Source organism: Enterobacter cloacae complex sp. 372C4 (assembly GCF_050030615.1).
GTDB classification, from domain to species: Bacteria; Pseudomonadota; Gammaproteobacteria; order Enterobacterales; family Enterobacteriaceae; genus Enterobacter; species Enterobacter intestinihominis.
In genome coordinates, this window is sequence record NZ_JBLGUQ010000001.1 from 4580323 (window position 1) to 4600655 (window position 20333).

A 20333-nucleotide genomic window follows, 5' to 3' on the forward strand; every position below is an offset into this window, starting at 1 on the left:
CATCCTTAGCATTCACGCAGGTAATTGAGTGAGTCCTGATAGGCTTGAGCCGGATCGTCGGCACGAACCCGGCACTCGTACACCACATAACCCTGATAGTTATCAGCACGCAGCTGACCGAACAGGCTGGCGAAATCAAGGCTGCCGCTGCCCGGCTGATAGCGGTGGTTATCAGCAATATGCACATGACCCAGCAGATCGCGGTTGTGATGTAGCGCTTCCGTCAGTGAGTCTTCTTCAATGTTCATGTGGTAGAAATCACCGATGATCTGCACGTGCTTCAGGCCGTTCTCTTCGATGTAACGACGCGCGTCGGCCAGGGTGTTGATCATATGATCCTGATAGCGGTTCAGCGGCTCCAGGTAGACGGTAGTACCGGTGCGCGCTGCTACCTCATCCAGCCAGCGCAGGGAAGCGCTGACCGCTTTGCGATCGCCATCCAGGCTACGTGGCGAAGTCATTGGCGGCAGACGGAAGGTAAACATCCCCCAGGCAGCCGGGACGATAATCCCTTTGCCGCCCACTTCTGCCAGCGCTTCCAGAATGCGTTCAATCTGCTGGAGACCGTTCAGGCGGCGTTCTTCGATGAAATCCCCGATCCAGCCATCGTATCCGCCACACGCCGTCGTAACCGGCAGACCGGTGGCTTTGATAGCGGCTTTCACTTCGTCGAGATGTTCAACCAGCAGCCGGCCATCTATTTCGTAGCCATCAAATCCCATCGCTTTGATGTATTTGAATTTTTCCATGATAGTGGTCGGGAAAAAGGCCTGGTTTTGTGTTGCGATTTTCATGATTTGCTGTCCTTAGCTTAAAAAGTAACGCCCATTTTGATACTGAGTTCCGGGTGCTGATCGACATACTTCATGTAGCTTTCCGGGCTGGTGGTGAAGGTGACGACCGGGTCGATCAGATCTTCACAATTGAGATAACCGTTCATCAGCAATTCCCAGCAGGTCTCTTCAATACGCTTGCGACTCCAGCGTGGATAATCCGGGTTGGGTTCACTGCATGCGCGGGAGAAGACAGTCTTCGCGTTGTTGAAGTGTGCTTCGCGGCCCAGGTTGAAGCCTGCCGCAAAAGGTTTGGCGAAAGCCACGTAAGAGATCGTGCCGCCGTAGGCGAGTCCGCGCAGCGCAGATTGCAGCGCATCTGCAAAGCCGCTGGTTTCGATGATCACATCCGCGCCCTGCTTGCCGGTCAGTTTCTTAATTTCAAGACCGACATCGGTACCGATTGGGTTCAAGCAGTGGTCTGCACCGTGACGGCGGGCGATCTCACAGCGATGTTCAATAGGATCGACACCAATAACCACTGACGCGCCAGCTTTTTTCGCCAGCTGAATCGCAATCTGGCCAATAGCGCCCAGCCCGACAACTACAACGAAATCCCCTACGCGGACGTTAGCATCACGCACGCCGCTCATGGCGAACTGAGCCGGATCGTAACAAACAGCGTTTTTCCAGGATGCGCCCTGCGGCATTTTGCGCAGCTTATAGTTGTTCACCGCGTTGACGATGACCGTTTCCTGCAATGGACCGTAGCAGCAAACGCTGTCGCCGATCTGGTATTCCGTTACGTCCGCACCACATTCGATGAGGTCGCCGACGATCATGTTTCCCAGCTGGAATTTACCAAATTCGATGCCGCGTGCTGCCCCCTCTTCACGTGGGGTAAACATCTGCCACTCGGCGTTAAACTCTTCATCAATGAACGGGCTTGCCGCGCGGAAATCCACAACTTCGGTGCCGTGTTTCGGGGCGCCATAACGGGCACGAATCTTCACTTCATGTGCTGCAACAGGACGATCTTCGTATTCCACCAGCGCCGCTACACGAGGCGCTGTCGCAACTAATTTTTTCATGACTCACTCCTTGTTAAAATCGGCCGCCTCAGCCCTTTACGCCGCCGGCGGTCAAACCACTTTTAATAAAACGTTCAGACAGGGCATACATAATGACAACGGGCAGTGCCGTCACCAGCGATGCCGCCATCATGCGACCCCAGATGTAATCTGGCGTACTGAAGAGCGTGTTCAGCCCCACCGGCAACGTGAAGTTGCTGGCGCTGGACAGGAAAATGGAGGCGAACAGGTAGTCATTCCACGCCACCATGAAGCAGTAAACGAAGACTGACACCAGACCCGAGATCGCCAGCGGCACGGTGATGCGGAAGATGATTTGCAGGCGGTTCAGGCCGTCCATCATCGCGGCTTCTTCTATCTCATCCGGGATAGTGTCGAAATAGCTGCGCAGCATAAAGACCGCAGTCGGCAACGTCTGCGTCACCATGGTGATGATCAGCGCCAGCTCGGTGTCATAAATACCGAGCGCGGTGATGATTTTGAACAGCGGCACTACCAGCAGGATCCCGGAGAACATATAGACGGTGTAGAAGCTCGCATTGATCGTCGTGCGCCCTTTAAAGCGCAGTTTGGATAACGCATAAGCGCCCAGCGTACCGAGAAACACCGCAATGACCGAGGAGGTCAGCGACACCACCATGCTGTTACGGAAATAATCCACAAACGGGAAAATCAGCGGGTTAAAGATGTCGATGTAGTGCTGTAACGTCCACTCCTGCGGCAGGATAGTCGGGTGCAGTGAGATCGCCTCTTTCGCGCTTTTGAACGATGTCATCAGCATCACAAAAAACGGAAACAGCGTGATAATCAGGAATACCGCCAGTCCCAGATAAAAACCGATACGGCCCAGAACGCGTTTATTTGTTGCCATTGAGGTTTACCCTTTTTCTGGTCAGCAGAATGACAGCGAATATGATCACAAACAGCACAACGGAAATGGCGGCTGCTTTACCCAGGTCATTGAACGCAAAGGCGGTTTTGTAGAGATATACGCCCAGAATGTCGACCTTGGTGGTGAGCAGATAAACATCCGCAAACATGTAGAACATCCAGATGGTGCGCAGCGTGACCACCGTGGCCAGCACCGGCATGATGGCGGGCAACGTCACGATACGAAAACGCTGCCAGGCATTCGCCCCGTCCATCTCTGCCGCTTCGTACAAGGATTTATCAATGGTCTGTAGAATCGCGAGGAACGAGATAAAGGCGTATGGGAAGTAACGCCAGATGGCGAACAGCACGACCAGGACAAAACTGCTGCCAGGGTTATCGAACCACAGCGGCGCCTGATCGTAGAGATGCAGCAGATCAACGCCAAGATAGTTCACAATTCCGTAGCCGTTGTTGAACATGTATTTCCAGGCAAATACCAGTGAAATAGACGGCGTCACATAGGACAGTATCACCAGTGAACGTGCCGTTTTCCGCATGCGGAATTCACGGTTAAAGAAGATCGCTACGGCCAGCCCCAGTCCGGTGCTGCCGATCACCACCAGCGCCGTATACCAGAACGTCATCCACAGGGAGTGCCAGAACGCAGCATCGCCCAGGATGCGAATGTAGTTATCCAGACCGACGAACACCGCATCAATACGCGGATTCAGCGGTAAACGTAAAAAACTGATTTCAATGTTAGAAATCATTGGCCAGGCCACCAGGCCCCCCAGCAAAATCAGGCTGGGGGCCAACAGCAGCATGGCGAAAGGCATATCTGAACGACCAGAAAACAACGTCTTCATAATTCCCTTCGCAAAGCGCTCCTATCGTTGTGATATCAGGTCAGTTAGTTTCTTCTGGCTGTTGCTTAACGTCGCATTGAGATCTTTTTGTCCCACCGTCACGTTATGCACCATGGAACTGATAATGCCGGACCCGGTAACATCTCCCATGCGGGTAAAGTTCTTGTCGCCCACGGCACCAAACACCTGGACGTTCGGGAACTGCGCAATCAGCTCGTAAGGCAGTTGACCAAAGGCCTTGATAACGTCGTTGTTTTTCCAGGAATCTGTGCCCACTACGAGTTTATTGACCGGTAGCGCGGCGCCCGGAGACATCATGACCCAATCAGAGGCGTTCTGAGCCTGCTCCATCCAGGTGACAAATTTCTCGGCGGCCTGCGTTTCCTCTTCGGTCTGGCCGGTAGTGATCGTCAACGAAGTGATCATGCCGTACACGGCTGATGATTTTTCCGTCGGGACCACGAACCCCAGGTTGGCCGGATTGCCATCTTTGAAGACCGCGGGCAGGATATAGGTAGAGTAAACGGCCATAGGCGCAGAACCGTTCATGAAGGCGTCCTTGATCTCCATGACATCATTCGAGCCCGGCATGGTGTTCGCGGCCAGTGCCCTATAAAACTCCAGCGCTTTCGACATCTCAGGGGTATCGATTTTCACGCTGCCGTTTGCATCAAAGACGTTGGCCCCTCCTGACAAAGCAAATTGCGAGAAAGCCTGCTCCGTCATGACGCTTTCTGCGGTTGGAAGCGCGATGCCGTAATGTTTTTTCGCCGGATCGTTGAGCGCCTGACTGGCTTTCAGCAGTTGCTCCCAGTTGTGCGGCTCTTCAATACCCGCTGCCGCGAGCGCATCTTTGTGATACCAGACGCCGGACAGCCAGGCGCTAACCGGCACCCCCGTCCATGCGCTGCCATTTTCCGTGCGAACCACGCGTAAAATGCCGTCGTAAAATGTCTCCTCGCCCACCGCCTTGACGGCGCGGCCGATGGCGTCACGATCCAGCAACTGCTCTTTATCCATGACTTTGGCGTAGTCATGACTGATCTCTATCACCTCCGGTAGCGCACCGGTACGGGCCAGAGTAATAACCTTGGTGTTATAGGCATCTTCCTCAACGGGTACCTGTTTCACCGTTATAGTCGGGTTCTCTTGTTCGAATTTTTCAATCAATTTCGTGATAACGGCCTGACGCTCCTGTTCTACCGACGAGTGCATAAACTCAATGGTGACCTGAGATGCTTTATCGTCCTTACAGCCTGATAACAGGGCGCACGAAACCAGTGCTGATAACAGCACAATTTTTGGCATTTTCATTTTAGGGTCCTTTTTAGTTTTCTTTAATCCACATTACCTGCCATGGATTGAGGATCAGCTCCGTACCGCTAATATCCTGTCCTGATAATAACTCCTTACCAGAAAGCGTTTGTTCATAAACGGTCTGCATTTTATTGCTAAAATTAAATAATGCTGTAATTCGCTCGCCATTTTCAGCAACACGAATAATTTTAAGAATTTGTTTACCCACTGCGTCGAAAGCAGCCTGACTATCCGGATGGAACGCCCTCTCACCGCGACGAATAGCGATAAACTCACTCAAACGATAATAAATTTGATAACGAATACTCTTCTTATTATTCAGTTCGCTATCAAGCTGCCCCGCCGTGTATTTTTTCCGGTTAATCGCGCGGTTATATCCGAGGCGTTCGACGCCTTCATAATCGTTCCGCGAACCAAGAATGCTCTGAATATAAACAGCCGGGACGCCTGGGAAACTTAACAACACAGCATGCGCGAGGAGGAACCGTGCAATACGTTCCTCATCTGAACTGTCTTGTAAACTTAACGCATCAAGATAGGTGACATTAATTTCATAAGGGCTTCGCGTTCCGTCAGGATTATTTTTCCAGTTGACCAGCGCGCCTTCCTGCTGAAGATTTTCGACCAACGAGAGGATCTCTGATTCCGGAAGAATGCCGCGCAGCGGATTCAAACCGATACCATCATGCGAGGCCAGGAAATTAAACCATGTAGTGTGTGAAGAAGGCAGTGCCAGCGACCCCGCCCATTGGCAAAGTGCTTTAACATCCTGACGATGAACGGCATGCAGCACCAGCGGAGGTAAGGAAAACTGATAGACCATGTGGGCTTCGTTTTCACCATCACCGAAGTAAGAGATGTTGTCTTTGTGCGGAACATTTGTCTCAGTAATGATCACCGTTCCAGGTGCCACGGCGTCCGTAATGGCGCGGAACAGCTGAATAAGGCAATGGGTTTGTTCCAGATGGATGCAGGTTGTTCCCGGGATTTTCCACATAAACCCGACCGCATCCAGACGAATATAACGCGCCCCTTCCATGAGGTAATGGAGCAGAACGTCAACCATTGCAATCAGCACCTGCGGCGAGGCGAAATTGAGATCGATCTGGTCATCGCTGAATGTAGTCCATAAATGACGAACGCTGCCATCATTAAGCGTAAACGGCGTCAACAGCGGTAAAGCGCGTGGGCGCGTCACCGCGGATAAATCGGTTTCCGGATCGACAGAAATAAAGAAATCTTCATAACCAGGCTTCTGCGCAAGATAATTCGCAAACCATTCGCTTTTCGCTGACATATGATTGCAAACGAAATCAAACATTAAGCTGGCTGACTGTTTTAATTCCGCGACATCGCGCCAGTTTCCCGTTTCAGGTGCAACGGTATGATAATCAATAACGGAAAAACCATCATCTGATGACCACGGATAGAAAGGTAAAAGATGGACATGAGAAAAAGTACGAGAAAGCCACTCATTATAGAACCGGGTAAATACCGGCAATGCTTTCTCCCCTTTCGCGGAGATCTGATCGGCATAGGTAATCAGAACAACATCTTTTTCATCCCAGCCTGACTTACGCTTCTCCGTAATATTAACCGCCGCCTGTTGAAGCTTAGTTAATAACACGTCAAGGTGTGCATCTGAAAATGATTCACCGTAAATATGATTGATAAGGTATTTAATTTTTGCGTTCACATTATTTTCCATGGTAGCGGTCCCACGGAGTGGCAATCTACTCCCATGAAAAATATCTGTCAACGGACCTGGGGGCTGAAAAAGGCATTCTCAAAGCAGCGCAACGCAGTAATGTGAGCTGCCGCAAAGAAAGAGAAAAAGCAGAGGGGGAATTCATGCCCTCTCTCAGCGCGAGAAAGGGCTTATATGAGCGGGATTAGCGTGAAAAGTAGCGACGTGAAACGCGTTTTGCCAGTTTTTGTAACAGCGGCTCCAGGGCGACCGCCAGCAACATTCTGACCGGCTTACGGGCAACAGACTTGATCGCCCAGCCCGCCACACCAGCCGGACCATAACGTAACGCCGTCATCAGAACCAGTTTACCTGCGATTTTCAGGCCGGGTTTTACCTTCTGACCGGCCTGTTGCCAGTTTTGTTTCATGTAAGTTCTCTCTTAAAGCTGACGGAAACGACTTCTCAGCGTAAAGGTATCGGAGGTGACATAACGTTCCATCTCGCGCAATCGCTTCTCCCCTGCGCTCAGCTGTTCATCCACCGCGTTAAGAAGATCGCTGCTGGTTGGCGTGTTTTCCGCATCCAGTTCACCTTCCGGCATCGGATCAAGTACAAACGACAGAATGATGTAAGCCACCAGTGTAATAAAGGCCAGGCCAAAGAAAATCGACAATACGGTGACCACACGTACCAGTTTTACCGGGACATCCAGATAGTGTGCCAGCCCGGCGCAAACGCCCCGAACCATGCCCTGCTGCGGGATGCGCCACAGTTTTTTATTCAGATTTAGTCCAGCCATTAACGCTCCCTCCAGTTCGGGTGTTCCGCATCCAGGATGGCTTCCAGCGCCTGAATACGTTCGCGCATTTTGTTTGCCTCAGAAGAGAGCTGCGCCAGCCGCTGTTGCTCGCTTTGCGACAGCTCCCCGCGAGAAGAGCGGTTGCTGTAGTGCAGCCATAACCAGATGGGCAGAACAAACAGCACGAAAATTGTCAGGGGTATTGCCAGAAAAAGCGCGCTCATGTGTACTCCTTGTCTTGCGATGCGGCACGCTCAGGTGCCGCAGGATTTATTATTGGTTGTCTTGCTTCATTTTGGCTTTCAGCGCCGCCAGCTGCTCGCTAATTTCATCATCGGCTTTCAGGTCAGCAAACTGCTGATCCAGGGTTTTCTGCTTACCGATGCTGTGGCTTTCGGCTTCCGCTTCCATGTGGTCGATACGACGTTCGAACGATTCGAAACGCGCCATCGCTTCATCCAGTTTGCCGCTGTCCAGCTGGCGACGCACGTCGCGGGACGAACTTGCAGCCTGGTGGCGCAGCGCCAGCGCCTGTTGACGTGCACGGGTTTCGCTGAGTTTATTTTCAAGCTCACCAATCTCTTTCTTCATACGCGTCAGAGTATCATCCACCAGCGTCACTTCATGTTCCAGCGTGGCCACCATGTCGGTCAGCTTCTGCTTCTCAATCAGCGCAGCGCGGGCCAGATCTTCTTTATCTTTGCGCAGCGCCAGTTCAGCTTTTTCCTGCCACTCGTTAAGCTGGGCAGTCGCCTGCTCGATACGACGCGTTAACTGCTTCTTCTCTGCCAGCGCGCGGGCGGAGGTGGAGCGTACTTCAACCAGCGTGTCTTCCATCTCCTGAATCATCAGGCGCACCAGCTTCTGCGGATCTTCTGCTTTCTCCAGCAGCGAGTTGATGTTGGCGTTCACGATGTCGGCAAAACGAGAAAAAATACCCATAATTCAATCCTCATAGTTCTGTTATCGGGCGATGCCCTGCTGAGTAGTTAATACAAATCCCATGCCAACTTTTTATCTTATTGATTTTACTGAGTGTGATTGATATTTATCCATCCAGCGGCTATTCTCACCTGGTGAATATCACTAAGGAGTGGTTAATTTCATCATGGCTGAATATAAAGACAATTTGCTTGGCGAGGCAAACAGCTTCCTGGAAGTGCTTGAGCAGGTATCGCGCCTGGCGCCGCTGAATAAACCGGTGCTCATTATCGGTGAGCGCGGAACGGGTAAAGAACTTATCGCTAACCGTCTGCACTTTCTGTCTGGCCGCTGGGACGGGCCTTTTATTTCGCTTAACTGCGCGGCGCTGAATGAAAATCTGCTCGACACGGAGCTTTTCGGTCATGAAGCCGGCGCGTTTACTGGCGCACAAAAACGGCACCCCGGTCGTTTTGAACGTGCCGACGGCGGAACGCTCTTTCTCGACGAGCTGGCGACCGCGCCAATGCTGGTACAGGAAAAGCTGCTGCGCGTCATTGAGTATGGCGAACTGGAACGCGTTGGCGGAAGTCAGCCGCTTCAGGTTAACGTTCGCCTGGTGTGCGCCACTAACGCCGATCTGCCCGCGATGGTTGCAGAAGATAAATTCCGCGCCGACCTGCTGGACCGGCTGGCTTTCGATGTCGTCCAGTTGCCGCCGCTGCGTGAGCGACGCAGCGATATCATGCTGCTGGCCGATCAATTTGCCATTCAGATGTGCCGGGAACTGGGCCTGCCGCTCTTTCCGGGCTTCAGCGAACAGGCCACCGAGACCCTGCTCGGTTACCACTGGCCGGGGAATATCCGTGAACTGAAAAACGTGGTGGAACGGTCTGTTTACCGTCATGGCAGCAGCGAGACCGAACTGGACAACATTATTCTCGATCCGTTTCGGCGCGAGGTTAAACAGCCCCTTGCTCCGGCGGCGCGCCAGCATGATCCGGCGTTGCCGCTCGATTTACGCCAGTTCCAGCATCAGCAGGAGCAGCAACTGCTGGAACGGAGCCTGAAAGAGGCGAAATATAACCAGAAACGGGCAGCTGAACTGCTGGGTCTGACCTACCATCAGTTAAGGGCATTGCTCAAAAAACATCAAATGCGCTGACATTATCAGCACTTACCCCCAGACATTTTTACGAAGCAGGCGTAAGTGCGATACACTTTGCAGATCGAATCTAAAAACCTTAAAAACTATGCGCCTGGTTTTATCATCCCTGTTTGCACTCGGTCTGTTCAGCAATCTGGCCTTTGCTGCGCCCGATCGTACTGCGCCTCCTGATATTCGTGATAGTGGTTTCGTCTATTGCGTCAGCGGGCAAGTTGATACCTTTAACCCGCAAAAGGCGGGGAGCGGCGTGATTGTTGATACGCTGGCCGCACAGATTTACGATCGCCTGCTCGACGTCGATCCTTATACCTATCGGCTGGTTCCGGAGCTTGCTGAAAGTTGGGAAGTGCTTGATAACGGCGCCACGTACCGCTTCCGTCTACGCGATGATGTGGCTTTTCAGCACACCCCGTGGTTTACCCCAACCCGCAAGCTCAACGCGGATGACGTGGTTTTCACCTTCCAGCGCATCTTTAACCGCAACCATCCGTGGCATAACGTCAACGGCGGAAACTTCCCCTACTTCGACAGTCTGCAATTCGCGGACACGGTCAAAAGCGTTCGTAAGCTGGATAACCGCACGGTTGAGTTTCGCCTGACGCGCCCGGACGCCTCATTCCTCTGGCACCTGGCGACGCACTACGCGTCCGTCATGTCAGCCGAATACGCAGATCAGCTGACGAAAAAGGATCGTCAGGAACGTCTCGATCGTGAGCCTGTGGGCACAGGACCCTTCCAGTTAGCTGAGTACCGCGCCGGACAGTACATTCGCCTGCAACGACACGATCATTTCTGGCGCGGCAAACCGCTGATGCCGCAGGTTATTGTTGATCTGGGTTCAGGTGGAACAGGCCGCCTCTCCAAACTGCTGACCGGTGAGTGCGACGTCCTTGCGTGGCCTGCGGCCAGCCAGTTGACTATTTTGCGCGACGACCCCCGCCTGCGCCTGACCCTACGCCCGGGAATGAACATCGCCTATCTGGCGTTTAACACCGATAAGCCACCGCTGAATAATCCGGCCGTGCGCCATGCGCTGGCGTTAGCGATCAACAATCAGCGTCTGATGCAGTCGATTTATTACGGCACCGCGGAAACCGCCGCCTCTATTCTGCCCCGCGCCTCCTGGGCCTATGACGGCGAGGCGAAGATCACGGAATATAATCCGGCGAAAGCGCGCGAACAGCTTAAAGCACTGGGGGCAGAAAACCTGACGCTTCAGCTGTGGGTACCCACCAGCTCTCAGGCGTGGAACCCTAGCCCGCTGAAAACCGCCGAACTGTTGCAGGCAGATATGGCCCAGGTGGGCGTGAAGGTGATCATCGTTCCTGTCGAAGGCCGTTTCCAGGAGGCGCGTCTGATGGACATGAATCACGACTTAACGCTGGCTGGCTGGTCTACCGACAGTAACGACCCGGACAGCTTCTTCCGTCCGCTGCTGAGCTGTGCGGCGATCAACTCCCAGACCAACTACGCGCACTGGTGTAACCGGGAATTTGATGCTGTGCTGCAAAAAGCCCTCTCATCTCAACAGCTTGCTTCACGCATTGAGGCCTACGATGAAGCGCAAAATATTCTGGCCAGAGAGCTTCCCGTGTTGCCGCTTGCCTCTTCCCTGCGCCTTCAGGCCTACCGTTACGATATAAAAGGGCTGGTACTCAGCCCGTTTGGTAACGCCTCCTTCGCGGGCGTGACTCGTGAGAAAGAACAAGAGGTGAAAAAACCATGATTATATTTACCTTGCGGCGGCTGCTGTTACTGCTGGTCACCCTGTTCTTCCTGACCTTTGTCGGCTTTAGCCTTAGCTACTTTACGCCGCACGCCCCGCTTCAGGGCTCATCCCTCTGGGACGCCTGGCTGTTCTGGTTTAACGGCCTGTTGCACTGGGATTTTGGCGTGTCCAGCATCAACGGACAGCTCATCTCTGAGCAGCTGAAGATGGTTTTCCCGGCCACCATGGAGCTGTGTATACTCGCCTTTGGCTTTGCCCTCATGGTGGGGATCCCGGTGGGGATGCTGGCGGGAATTTATCGCAATAAATGGCAGGATAAATTCATCAGCGCGCTTGCCTTAATTGGCTTTTCCATCCCTGTTTTCTGGCTGGCGCTGCTGCTTACCCTCTTCTTCTCACTGACGTTAGGCTGGCTTCCGGTGTCTGGCCGTTTCGACCTGCTATATAACGTGCAAACGGTGAGCGGCTTCGCCATCGTTGACGCCTGGCTTTCCGATTCAGTCTGGCGCGACGAAATGATCGTGAGCGCCCTGCGCCATATGGTGCTGCCAGTGCTCACGCTGGCCGTCGCACCGACGACCGAAGTGATCCGCCTGATGCGCATCAGCACTATCGAAGTCTTCGATCAAAACTATGTGAAAGCCGCCGCCACACGCGGACTGTCTCGCCTGACGATTCTACGTCGCCATGTGCTGCACAATGCGTTGCCGCCGGTAATCCCACGGCTTGGGCTGCAATTCTCAACCATGCTGACGCTGGCGATGATCACCGAGATGGTTTTCAGCTGGCCGGGCCTTGGACGCTGGATGATCAACGCCATTCGCCAGCAGGATTACGCTGCGATCTCCGCCGGAGTGATGGTGATTGGCTCGCTGGTTATTATTGTTAACGTTGTTTCCGATATTTTGGGTGCCATGGCCAACCCGTTGAAGCATAAGGAATGGTATGCCTTACGATAACGTCTACAGCGAAAAGCGCACGCCTGGTGCGCTACGCACCGTGTGGCGTAATTTCTACGGCGACACCACGGCGATGATCGGCTTTTACGGCTGCATTGGCCTCGTGTTGCTGTGTGTTTTGGGTTCGTGGTTTGCGCCGTATGGCATCGATCAGCAGTTCCTTGGTTATCAGCTTTTACCGCCATCGTGGTCGCGTTACGGGGAGGTTTCGTTCTTCCTGGGGACTGACGATCTCGGACGCGACGTGCTAAGTCGTTTACTGAGCGGCGCCGCACCTACGGTAGGCGGCGCGTTCGTGGTCACCCTTGCCGCCGCGATATGCGGCCTTGCGCTGGGCATTTTTGCCGGCTCAACCCACGGGCTGCGGTCTGCCGTGCTTAATCATATTCTTGATACCTTGCTCTCGATTCCTTCGCTGTTGCTGGCGATTATCGTCGTGGCCTTCGCGGGGCCGCACCTCACACATGCGATGTTCGCCGTCTGGCTGGCCATTCTGCCCCGCATGGTGCGATCGGTTTACAGCCTGGTTCACGACGAACTGGAGAAAGAATATGTCGTCGCCGCCCGTCTGGACGGTGCCACCACGTTTAATATTTTGTGGTTTGCCGTGCTGCCTAACATTGCCGCCGGGCTGGTGACGGAGATCACCCGCGCCCTGTCGATGGCGATTCTTGATATCGCAGCGCTGGGCTTCCTGGACCTGGGCGCACAGCTCCCCTCCCCGGAATGGGGCGCAATGCTCGGCGATGCGCTGGAGCTGATTTACGTTGCGCCGTGGACGGTCATGCTGCCGGGCGCGGCCATTATGGTGAGCGTTCTGCTCGTTAACCTGCTTGGCGACGGGATCCGCCGCGCAATCAATGCGGGGGTGCAATAATGCCGTTACTTGATATCCGCAACCTCACGATCGAAATTAAAACGGGCGAAGGCTGGGTTAAAGCGGTGGATCGCATCAGTATTACGCTCGCTGAGGGCGAAATACGCGGGCTGGTGGGCGAATCGGGTTCCGGTAAGAGTCTAATCGCCAAAGCCATTTGCGGCGTGGCAAAGGACAACTGGCGGGTGACCGCCGACCGTATGCGTTTCGACGACATCGATCTGTTGCGTCTCTCCCCGCGCGAACGCCGTAAACTGGTGGGCCATAACGTCTCGATGATTTTTCAGGAGCCGCAATCCTGTCTCGATCCGTCCGAGCGCGTCGGGAAACAGCTGATGCAGAATATCCCCGGCTGGACCTATAAAGGCCGCTGGTGGCAGCGTTTCGGCTGGCGTAAACGCCGTGCCATTGAGCTATTGCACCGTGTGGGGATCAAAGACCATAAAGACGCGATGCGCAGTTTCCCCTACGAACTGACCGACGGTGAATGCCAGAAAGTGATGATTGCTATCGCCCTGGCCAATCAGCCGCGTCTGCTGATTGCGGACGAACCGACGAACGCGATGGAGCCAACGACTCAGGCGCAGATTTTCCGCCTGCTCACGCGTCTGAACCAGAATAACAACACCACCATTTTGCTGATCAGCCATGACCTGCAAATGTTGAGCAAGTGGGCGGATAAAATTGACGTGATGTATTGCGGACAAACGGTAGAAACCGCGCCAAGTGAAGACCTGGTGACGACGCCGCATCATCCCTACACGCAGGCGCTGATCAGGGCGATCCCTGATTTCGGCAGCGCAATGCCACACAAGAGCCGTCTGAATACTCTGCCTGGCGCGATTCCGCTGCTGGAATCGCTGCCCATTGGCTGCCGTCTGGGTCCACGTTGCCCGTATGCTCAGCGTAAATGCATTGAAACACCGCGCCTGACAGGGCCGAAAAATCATCTGTTTGCCTGTCATTTCCCGCTGAACATGGAGAGAGAGTGAAATGGTCGAAACCTTACTGGAAGTGCGTAACCTGAGTAAGACCTTTCGCTATCGCACCGGCCTGTTTCACCGTCAGACCGTCGAGGCGGTTAAACCGCTGAGCTTTACGCTGCGCGAAAAGCAGACGCTGGCGATTATCGGTGAAAACGGCTCGGGCAAATCGACCCTGGCAAAAATGCTCGCGGGTATGGTTGAGCCAAGCGGCGGTGAAATACTGATTGACGATCATCCTCTGGAATTTGGTGACTACTCTTTCCGCAGCCAGCGCATTCGGATGATTTTTCAGGATCCGTCAACGTCCCTCAACCCGCGCCAGCGTATTTCGCAGATCCTGGATTTCCCGCTGCGGTTGAATACCGACCTGGAGCCGGAAGCGCGTCGCAAACGGATTGTCGAAACCCTGCGTCTGGTAGGTCTCCTGCCCGACCATGTCAGCTATTACCCCCACATGCTGGCCCCTGGCCAAAAACAGCGTCTCGGACTGGCCCGCGCGCTGATCCTGCGCCCGAAGGTCATTATCGCCGACGAAGCGCTGGCGTCGCTGGACATGTCGATGCGTTCGCAACTCATCAACCTGATGCTGGAGCTACAGGAAAAGCAGGGGATATCGTATATCTACGTGACTCAGCACCTGGGCATGATGAAGCACATCAGCGATCAGGTGCTGGTGATGCACCAGGGTGAAGTCGTTGAGCGCGGCAGTACCGCTGACGTGCTGGCCTCCCCGCTCCACGACCTGACAAAACGCCTGATTGCCGGACACTTTGGTGAAGCATTGACGGCCGATGCGTGGCGGAAAGATCGTTAGCCGTTGCGTAACCCGCTTGCCAGCAGAGTAAACACCTCAATGGCATGCGGCAGCGTCTTCTGCGGCTCATCACTCGCGGCAATCATCAAGGCAGCATTCAGCGCAACGCCGTTCAACAGATGGGCTGCGACTTTCGCATCCATTTTTTTAAGCACGTTGCGTTCAATTAATTTTTCGATGGTCTGGCGGGTCGACTCAAGACAGCTGTTCTGGCTGGGCCATTGCGCCGGATCGCCCAGAACGGCCGGACCGTCAAGAAGCACGATACGCTGAACTTCCGGAACGAGCGCCATGTTGATGTAGGCGATGCCTTCCGCCAGCAGTCTCTCCCAATCATCGTCTGTGGCCGCGGCAACGGCTTTCGCGTTGCCCGCCATTTCGCTGTCTATCTGCGCGACCACCGCCGCCAGTAACCCTTTCTTATCTCTGAAATTATGATACAGCGCACCGCGCGTTAACCCCACGCTTGCCGTCAGTTCATCCATCGACGCTGCAGCAAAGCCTTTCTCAGCAAACGCCTTTCGCGCCGCATGAATCAATTTTTCGCGATTTTCCTGAGCTGTTTCAGCACGACGTTTTGTAGCCATAGAACTTCCTATAAAAGCGATATTTTTAATTTGACATACGCGGCGTATGTGAATTACATTTTTTTCACATACATTGCGTATGTTACTTCTCTTAAGTAACCACAACAACGCCTCTGACAGAAAAGGAAATGCCATGCATCCACGTAATCCTGTCTTCCCTGCCAATCGACATGCCCTTTATGATGAGCATGGCTATTCGGCTGCCATTCGCTCTGGCGATCTGTTATTTGTTTCCGGTCAGGTCGGCAGCCGCAGCGATGGCACGCCTGAGCCTGATTTCGCCGCTCAGGTGCAGTTGGCATTCGATAATTTACAGGCGACTTTGACCGCCGCAGGATGCACTTTTGACGATCTGATTGATGTCACGACGTTTCATACCGATCCAGAAAACCAGTTCCCCGTCATCATGAAGGTGAAAAAACTGGTGTTTCCACAGCCACCTTACCCAAACTGGACGGCTATCGGCGTTAACTGGCTGGCCGGATTTGATTTTGAAATTAAGGTTATTGCCCGAATCCCCTCGCCAGCGAATTAATATCCGGCCGTCTTAGCGTGAAGCTTCTGGCCAACCTCTGGTTGGATGAGGCGAACCCAGCCCCCGGTGATATACTGCTGGAATACACACGAAATAGCCTGATAAAGAGTCAGTTCAACGTCTTTCGTGCGCCCAGTCACGGCACGTGAGCGAGAAATATCGTGACACAAGGGGCTGTGAGTGGGCTATAATTTCGAGCTAATTTCGAATGATTTTGAAATACTGCCTGTAACGCTATGAATTACAAGGCAAAATAAGCAATGAATATAAGGATTAAAGCTATGGGTTTTCTTTCCGGTAAGCGCATTCTGGTAACTGGCGTTGCCAGCAAACTGTCCATCGCATACGGCATCGCACAAGCTATGCATCGCGAAGGCGCTGAGCTGGCGTTCACCTACCAGAACGACAAGCTGAAAGGCCGTGTTGAAGAATTTGCCGCGCAGCTGGGTTCCAGCATTGTTCTGGAATGTGACGTTGCACAAGACGAAAGCATTGATGGCATGTTTGCTGAACTGGCTAAAGCATGGCCGAAATTCGACGGTTTCGTTCACTCCATCGGCTTCGCTCCGGGCGACCAGCTGGACGGCGACTACGTGAACGCGGTTACCCGTGATGGCTTCAAAATCGCCCATGACATCAGCTCCTACAGCTTCGTTGCGATGGCAAAATCCTGCCGCGCGATGCTGAACCCGGGCGCAGCCCTGCTGACCCTGTCCTACCTGGGCGCAGAACGCGCTATCCCTAACTACAACGTTATGGGTCTGGCGAAAGCGTCTCTGGAAGCCAACGTGCGCTATATGGCGAACGCAATGGGTCCTGAAGGCGTGCGTGTTAACGCAATTTCTGCGGGTCCAATCCGTACTCTGGCCGCTTCCGGGATCAAAGATTTCCGTAAAATGCTGGCACATTGCGAAGCGGTTACCCCGATTCGTCGTACCGTTACCATCGAAGATGTGGGTAACTCTGCGGCATTCCTGTGCTCTGACCTTTCCGCGGGTATCTCCGGCGAAGTGGTTCACGTGGACGGCGGCTTCAACATCGCTGCCATGAACGAGCTGGAAATCAAATAAGTTTGTTACTCTCTTCCCGACTGGGAAGAGAGTTTTCTCCCCTCCCCGCACTTCGTTATTCCGTTCTGCTATTTGTTATCACCTAACAATATTTTTCCCCTCATCCGCCTTACGCCAGGATATTGATCGCCATTTTGAGATCAAGGAACGCCCATGGAACAACGCCGTTTTTCCGGCAAAGGCCACTGGTATCACGAAACCCAGTCGAATCATTCGCAGACGGACGTTCTGCCGCTGGTGCCTGAAGCCGCTAACGTCGACGATCGTTTTTTGCTCGATTTAGCCCTGCCTGACGACATTGCCGCAAGCTGTTGTGGGTGGCTTACGCCAGCCCGAACCTTGTGCCGCCTCTTATTCCCGCTCGATACTCCCGTAAACCGTCTGCACACGCTTAGCGCCTACGACAGACTGAGCACGGCGTTGACGGTTTCCCAGGCGTGTGGCGTCCAGCGGCTCTGTAACCACTACGCGGCGCTACTCGCCCCCCTTCCGGGCCCCGACTCTTCCCGGGAAAGCAATCGACGCCTTGCAGAAATCACTCAGTATGCCCGCCAGCTGGCGAGCTCCCCGGACGTCATTGACGATAAAGCGCAAACCCAGCTTGATGAGGTGGGACTGACAACGTATGACATTGTGCTTATCAACCAGATCATCGGCTTTACTGGTTTTCAGGCGCGGGCGGTTGCAGTGTTTCAGGCGCTGCTTGGCCATCCGGTACGCTGGCTACCGGGACACCACATTCAGCCCCATACACTACCGCTGAGCTTTACCCGATGGACAGCCACCCAGCCCGTAGTCGAACTAAAATATGCCAGTGCGGTTCAACTTGAGGCGCTCTCACGCTGGCAGGCCGAACCTGCGCTTTCAGCGCTCACGCCGGTTCTCTGCCATGAGCCGATGCTGCTGAATCTGACGGGCGAGATACTGGTTAACCACCCACAAAGCGAAGCCCAGCCATCTGCATCGCTCTCAGCCGCCCATACGCTGCTGCTTACGTCTCCCGATCGTTTTAGCGCCGCCCAGTTAACGCCTCTCACGGAGGCCGGTATCCCACCGGGCAAGGCAATTAACCTGTTAACCCACGGCGCTTTTAATGGCTGGCTGGACCGTCTTCGCGTGGCGCTTGGCAAAGAGGAATAACCACACGCTTTACCTAAAGAGCGCTTGCTGTAGCAGTGAGAATCGCGTAAAACTGTCAGCCGCTCAATGGCTACGAAAATAGAACATTATGTTTCAGGACAACCCGCTGCTAGCGCAGCTTAAACAGCAACTACATTCCCAGACGCCCCGTGCAGAAGGGGTCGTAAAAGCCACGGAAAAGGGCTTTGGCTTTCTTGAAGTTGACGGACAGAAGAGCTACTTCATTCCGCCTCCTCAGATGAAGAAAGTGATGCATGGCGACCGCATTTCGGCCGTTATTCATACCGAAAAGGAACGAGAGTCTGCCGAGCCGGAAGCACTGATCGAACCTTTCCTGACCCGCTTTGTCGGGAAAGTGCATAAAAAAGACGATCGTCTTTCTATCGTACCGGATCATCCTCTCCTGAAAGATGCCATCCCTTGCCGCGCCGCGCGTGGCGTTGAGCATGACTTTGTCGAGGGTGACTGGGCGGTTGCCGAAATGCGCCGTCATCCTTTAAAAGGCGATCGCGGTTTCTACGCCGAGCTGACCCAGTTCATCACCTTTGGCGACGACCATTTCGTCCCATGGTGGGTGACGCTGGCGCGCCACAACCTCGAAAAAGAAGCGCCGGATGGCGTAGCGACCAAAATGCAGGACGAAGGTCTTGAGCGTCGCGATCTGACAGCGCTGGACTTTGTCACCATCGACAGCGCCAGCACCGAGGATATGGACGATGCGCTGTATGCCGAAGAGGCAGCGGATGGCAAAATGCATCTGACCGTTGCCATCGCCGACCCTACCGCATGGATTGTCGAAGGCAGCAAGCTGGACGAAATGGCCAAAGTGCGTTCGTTCACCAACTACCTGCCGGGCTTCAACATCCCGATGCTGCCGCGCGAGCTTTCCGACGATCTCTGCTCCCTGCGTCCCCATGAAGTGCGTCCGGTACTGGCCTGCCGCATGACCATCGCGGCTGACGGTACCATTGAAGAAGATATCGAATTCTTCGCCGCCACCATCGAATCCAAAGCTAAACTGGCTTATGACAACGTGTCCGACTGGCTGGAAAATACCGGCAGCTGGAAGCCTGAATCCGATAATATCGCTGCGCAAATTCGTCTGCTGCATCGCGTCTGCCAGAGCCGCAGTGAGTGGCGCCAGACCCACGCCCTGGTATTTAAGGACCGCCCGGACTACCGCTTTGTGCTGGGGGAAAAAGGCGAAGTGCTCAACATCGTCGCCGAGCCACGCCGTATTGCCAACCGTATCGTTGAAGAAGCGATGATCTCCGCCAACATTTGCGCCGCACGCGTGCTGCGCGACAAGTTAGGCTTTGGCATTTACAACGTGCACACCGGCTTTGACCCGGCTAACACCGAAGCGCTGGCCGCCCTGCTCAAAACCCATGACGTCCACGTCGATCCGGAAGAGGTGCTGACCCTGCCAGGCTTCTGCAAGCTGCGCCGCGAGCTGGACGCACAGCCGTCAGGTTTCCTTGACAGCCGCATTCGCCGCTTCCAGTCCTTTGCGGAAATCAGCACCGAGCCAGGCCCGCACTTCGGTCTCGGTCTTGAGGCTTACGCCACCTGGACCTCCCCGATCCGTAAGTACGGCGACATGGTTAACCATCGTCTGCTGAAAGCGATCATCAAAGGGGAATCTGTTGCCCGCCCACAGGATGAGACTACGTTGCAGATGGCAGAGCGTCGCCGTCTGAACCGTATGGCGGAGCGTGATGTCGGCGACTGGTTGTACGCGCGTTTCCTGAATGATAAGGCAGGGACTGACACCCGTTTCCCGGCTGAAATCATTGACATCAGCCGCGGCGGTATGCGCGTGCGTCTGGTGGATAATGGCGCCGTTGCCTTTATTCCTGCCCCGTTCCTGCATGCCGTTCGCGACGAACTGGTTTGTAGCCAGGAAAACGGGACCGTGCAAATTAAAGGCGAAACGGTTTACAAAGTCACTGACGTGATTGATGTAAACATCGCTGAAGTCCGCATGGAAACCCGCAGCATTATCGCGCGCCCTGTCGCCTGATAACCGCGTAGACTCCCGGCCGTTCCGTTCAGGGATGGCCGGGAGTTCTCCTCAGTATTATCTCTCGCAAAATCATCGTTTTTTCTCACACTTTTCTGTTTCCTACCGCCACATT

The 20333-nt window shown here is 54.1% G+C and carries 21 protein-coding genes; 10 read left to right on the top strand and 11 right to left on the bottom strand.

The window, feature by feature from the left end; genetic code table 11:
• Window positions 1–5: 5 nt before the first annotated feature.
• From ACQG11_RS22225 to pspA, 10 genes are all read right to left on the bottom strand, one after another.
• Window positions 6–794, bottom strand: a complete 789-nt coding sequence (locus ACQG11_RS22225; RefSeq protein WP_023300245.1) for a sugar phosphate isomerase/epimerase family protein — start codon at window positions 792–794, stop codon at window positions 6–8.
• A 17-nt stretch (window positions 795–811) separates the two neighbouring features.
• Window positions 812–1864, bottom strand: coding sequence for a zinc-dependent alcohol dehydrogenase (locus tag ACQG11_RS22230; RefSeq protein ID WP_426728841.1), 1053 nt, complete (start codon window positions 1862–1864; stop codon window positions 812–814).
• A 28-nt stretch (window positions 1865–1892) separates the two neighbouring features.
• Window positions 1893–2735, bottom strand: a complete 843-nt coding sequence (locus ACQG11_RS22235) for a carbohydrate ABC transporter permease (protein ID WP_003856865.1) — start codon at window positions 2733–2735, stop codon at window positions 1893–1895.
• On the bottom strand, window positions 2722–3603 hold the full coding sequence (locus ACQG11_RS22240; RefSeq protein WP_022648300.1) for a carbohydrate ABC transporter permease: 882 nt from the start codon (window positions 3601–3603) through the stop codon (window positions 2722–2724). Before ACQG11_RS22240 ends, ACQG11_RS22235 begins: the two co-directional genes overlap by 14 nt.
• A 21-nt stretch (window positions 3604–3624) precedes the next feature.
• Window positions 3625–4917 carry an ABC transporter substrate-binding protein gene (locus ACQG11_RS22245; RefSeq protein ID WP_426728842.1) on the bottom strand — a complete coding sequence of 431 codons (1293 nt, stop codon included), beginning with the start codon at window positions 4915–4917 and terminating at the stop codon, window positions 3625–3627.
• Window positions 4918–4930: 13 nt separating this feature from the next.
• A complete protein-coding gene (locus ACQG11_RS22250; protein ID WP_426728843.1) occupies window positions 4931–6628 on the bottom strand; it encodes a sugar phosphorylase in 1698 nt (565 codons plus the stop codon).
• Between the two features lie 184 nt (window positions 6629–6812).
• Entirely contained in the window at window positions 6813–7037 is a 225-nt protein-coding gene (pspD, locus tag ACQG11_RS22255) for a phage shock protein PspD (RefSeq protein ID WP_006810818.1), read from the bottom strand.
• Window positions 7038–7049: 12 nt separating this feature from the next.
• On the bottom strand, window positions 7050–7409 hold the full coding sequence (pspC, locus tag ACQG11_RS22260; RefSeq protein WP_006810819.1) for an envelope stress response membrane protein PspC: 360 nt from the start codon (window positions 7407–7409) through the stop codon (window positions 7050–7052).
• Complete coding sequence (gene pspB, locus ACQG11_RS22265; protein ID WP_022648304.1) at window positions 7409–7633, bottom strand: envelope stress response membrane protein PspB; 225 nt, start codon at window positions 7631–7633, stop codon at window positions 7409–7411. Before pspB ends, pspC begins: the two co-directional genes overlap by 1 nt.
• A gap of 49 nt (window positions 7634–7682) precedes the next feature.
• Window positions 7683–8351, bottom strand: coding sequence for a phage shock protein PspA (gene pspA / locus ACQG11_RS22270; protein WP_022651342.1), 669 nt, complete (start codon window positions 8349–8351; stop codon window positions 7683–7685).
• Window positions 8352–8502: 151 nt separating this feature from the next.
• On the opposite strand from pspA, the gene pspF reads away from it, so the two are divergent.
• The 6 genes from pspF (at window position 8503) to sapF (ending at window position 14863) form a co-directional block, all read left to right on the top strand.
• Entirely contained in the window at window positions 8503–9495 is a 993-nt protein-coding gene (gene pspF, locus ACQG11_RS22275; RefSeq protein WP_162882544.1) for a phage shock protein operon transcriptional activator, read from the top strand.
• A gap of 88 nt (window positions 9496–9583) precedes the next feature.
• Complete coding sequence (gene sapA, locus ACQG11_RS22280; RefSeq protein WP_022648307.1) at window positions 9584–11224, top strand: ABC transporter substrate-binding protein SapA; 1641 nt, start codon at window positions 9584–9586, stop codon at window positions 11222–11224.
• Entirely contained in the window at window positions 11221–12186 is a 966-nt protein-coding gene (gene sapB / locus ACQG11_RS22285) for a putrescine export ABC transporter permease SapB (RefSeq protein WP_022648308.1), read from the top strand. Before sapA ends, sapB begins: the two co-directional genes overlap by 4 nt.
• Entirely contained in the window at window positions 12173–13063 is an 891-nt protein-coding gene (gene sapC / locus ACQG11_RS22290; protein WP_003856843.1) for a putrescine export ABC transporter permease SapC, read from the top strand. Before sapB ends, sapC begins: the two co-directional genes overlap by 14 nt.
• Complete coding sequence (sapD, locus tag ACQG11_RS22295; protein WP_003856840.1) at window positions 13063–14055, top strand: putrescine export ABC transporter ATP-binding protein SapD; 993 nt, start codon at window positions 13063–13065, stop codon at window positions 14053–14055. Before sapC ends, sapD begins: the two co-directional genes overlap by 1 nt.
• 1 nt (window position 14056) lies before the next feature.
• Entirely contained in the window at window positions 14057–14863 is an 807-nt protein-coding gene (sapF, locus tag ACQG11_RS22300) for a putrescine export ABC transporter ATP-binding protein SapF (protein ID WP_003856838.1), read from the top strand.
• Here sapF and ACQG11_RS22305 read toward each other — a convergent pair.
• Window positions 14860–15450 carry a TetR/AcrR family transcriptional regulator gene (locus tag ACQG11_RS22305; protein ID WP_022648309.1) on the bottom strand — a complete coding sequence of 197 codons (591 nt, stop codon included), beginning with the start codon at window positions 15448–15450 and terminating at the stop codon, window positions 14860–14862. The genes sapF and ACQG11_RS22305 overlap by 4 nt on opposite strands.
• 133 nt (window positions 15451–15583) lie before the next feature.
• Here ACQG11_RS22305 and ACQG11_RS22310 point away from each other — a divergent pair, with 133 nt between their 5' ends.
• From ACQG11_RS22310 to ACQG11_RS22325, 4 genes are all read left to right on the top strand, one after another.
• On the top strand, window positions 15584–15985 hold the full coding sequence (locus ACQG11_RS22310) for a RidA family protein (protein ID WP_154051501.1): 402 nt from the start codon (window positions 15584–15586) through the stop codon (window positions 15983–15985).
• 281 nt (window positions 15986–16266) lie between these two features.
• A complete protein-coding gene (gene fabI / locus ACQG11_RS22315; RefSeq protein WP_003856831.1) occupies window positions 16267–17055 on the top strand; it encodes an enoyl-ACP reductase FabI in 789 nt (262 codons plus the stop codon).
• Between the two features lie 153 nt (window positions 17056–17208).
• Window positions 17209–18195 carry an oxidoreductase gene (locus ACQG11_RS22320; protein WP_023300250.1) on the top strand — a complete coding sequence of 329 codons (987 nt, stop codon included), beginning with the start codon at window positions 17209–17211 and terminating at the stop codon, window positions 18193–18195.
• A gap of 88 nt (window positions 18196–18283) precedes the next feature.
• Complete coding sequence (locus ACQG11_RS22325; RefSeq protein WP_023300251.1) at window positions 18284–20218, top strand: exoribonuclease II; 1935 nt, start codon at window positions 18284–18286, stop codon at window positions 20216–20218.
• Window positions 20219–20333: the final 115 nt, after the last annotated feature.

Excerpts from the sequence above, each read along its gene's own strand:
- ACQG11_RS22225 (WP_023300245.1), bottom strand. The coding sequence starts at position 794 with ATGAAAATCGCAACACAAAACCAGGCCTTTTTCCCGACCACTATCATG.
- ACQG11_RS22230 (WP_426728841.1), bottom strand. The coding sequence starts at position 1,864 with ATGAAAAAATTAGTTGCGACAGCGCCTCGTGTAGCGGCGCTGGTGGAA.
- ACQG11_RS22235 (WP_003856865.1), bottom strand. The coding sequence starts at position 2,735 with ATGGCAACAAATAAACGCGTTCTGGGCCGTATCGGTTTTTATCTGGGA.
- ACQG11_RS22240 (WP_022648300.1), bottom strand. The coding sequence starts at position 3,603 with ATGAAGACGTTGTTTTCTGGTCGTTCAGATATGCCTTTCGCCATGCTG.
- ACQG11_RS22245 (WP_426728842.1), bottom strand. The coding sequence starts at position 4,917 with ATGAAAATGCCAAAAATTGTGCTGTTATCAGCACTGGTTTCGTGCGCC.
- ACQG11_RS22250 (WP_426728843.1), bottom strand. The coding sequence starts at position 6,628 with ATGGAAAATAATGTGAACGCAAAAATTAAATACCTTATCAATCATATT.
- pspD (WP_006810818.1), bottom strand. The coding sequence starts at position 7,037 with ATGAAACAAAACTGGCAACAGGCCGGTCAGAAGGTAAAACCCGGCCTG.
- pspC (WP_006810819.1), bottom strand. The coding sequence starts at position 7,409 with ATGGCTGGACTAAATCTGAATAAAAAACTGTGGCGCATCCCGCAGCAG.
- pspB (WP_022648304.1), bottom strand. The coding sequence starts at position 7,633 with ATGAGCGCGCTTTTTCTGGCAATACCCCTGACAATTTTCGTGCTGTTT.
- pspA (WP_022651342.1), bottom strand. The coding sequence starts at position 8,351 with ATGGGTATTTTTTCTCGTTTTGCCGACATCGTGAACGCCAACATCAAC.
- sapA (WP_022648307.1), top strand. The coding sequence starts at position 9,584 with ATGCGCCTGGTTTTATCATCCCTGTTTGCACTCGGTCTGTTCAGCAAT.
- sapB (WP_022648308.1), top strand. The coding sequence starts at position 11,221 with ATGATTATATTTACCTTGCGGCGGCTGCTGTTACTGCTGGTCACCCTG.
- sapC (WP_003856843.1), top strand. The coding sequence starts at position 12,173 with ATGCCTTACGATAACGTCTACAGCGAAAAGCGCACGCCTGGTGCGCTA.
- sapD (WP_003856840.1), top strand. The coding sequence starts at position 13,063 with ATGCCGTTACTTGATATCCGCAACCTCACGATCGAAATTAAAACGGGC.
- sapF (WP_003856838.1), top strand. The coding sequence starts at position 14,057 with ATGGTCGAAACCTTACTGGAAGTGCGTAACCTGAGTAAGACCTTTCGC.
- ACQG11_RS22305 (WP_022648309.1), bottom strand. The coding sequence starts at position 15,450 with ATGGCTACAAAACGTCGTGCTGAAACAGCTCAGGAAAATCGCGAAAAA.
- ACQG11_RS22310 (WP_154051501.1), top strand. The coding sequence starts at position 15,584 with ATGCATCCACGTAATCCTGTCTTCCCTGCCAATCGACATGCCCTTTAT.
- fabI (WP_003856831.1), top strand. The coding sequence starts at position 16,267 with ATGGGTTTTCTTTCCGGTAAGCGCATTCTGGTAACTGGCGTTGCCAGC.
- ACQG11_RS22320 (WP_023300250.1), top strand. The coding sequence starts at position 17,209 with ATGGAACAACGCCGTTTTTCCGGCAAAGGCCACTGGTATCACGAAACC.
- ACQG11_RS22325 (WP_023300251.1), top strand. The coding sequence starts at position 18,284 with ATGTTTCAGGACAACCCGCTGCTAGCGCAGCTTAAACAGCAACTACAT.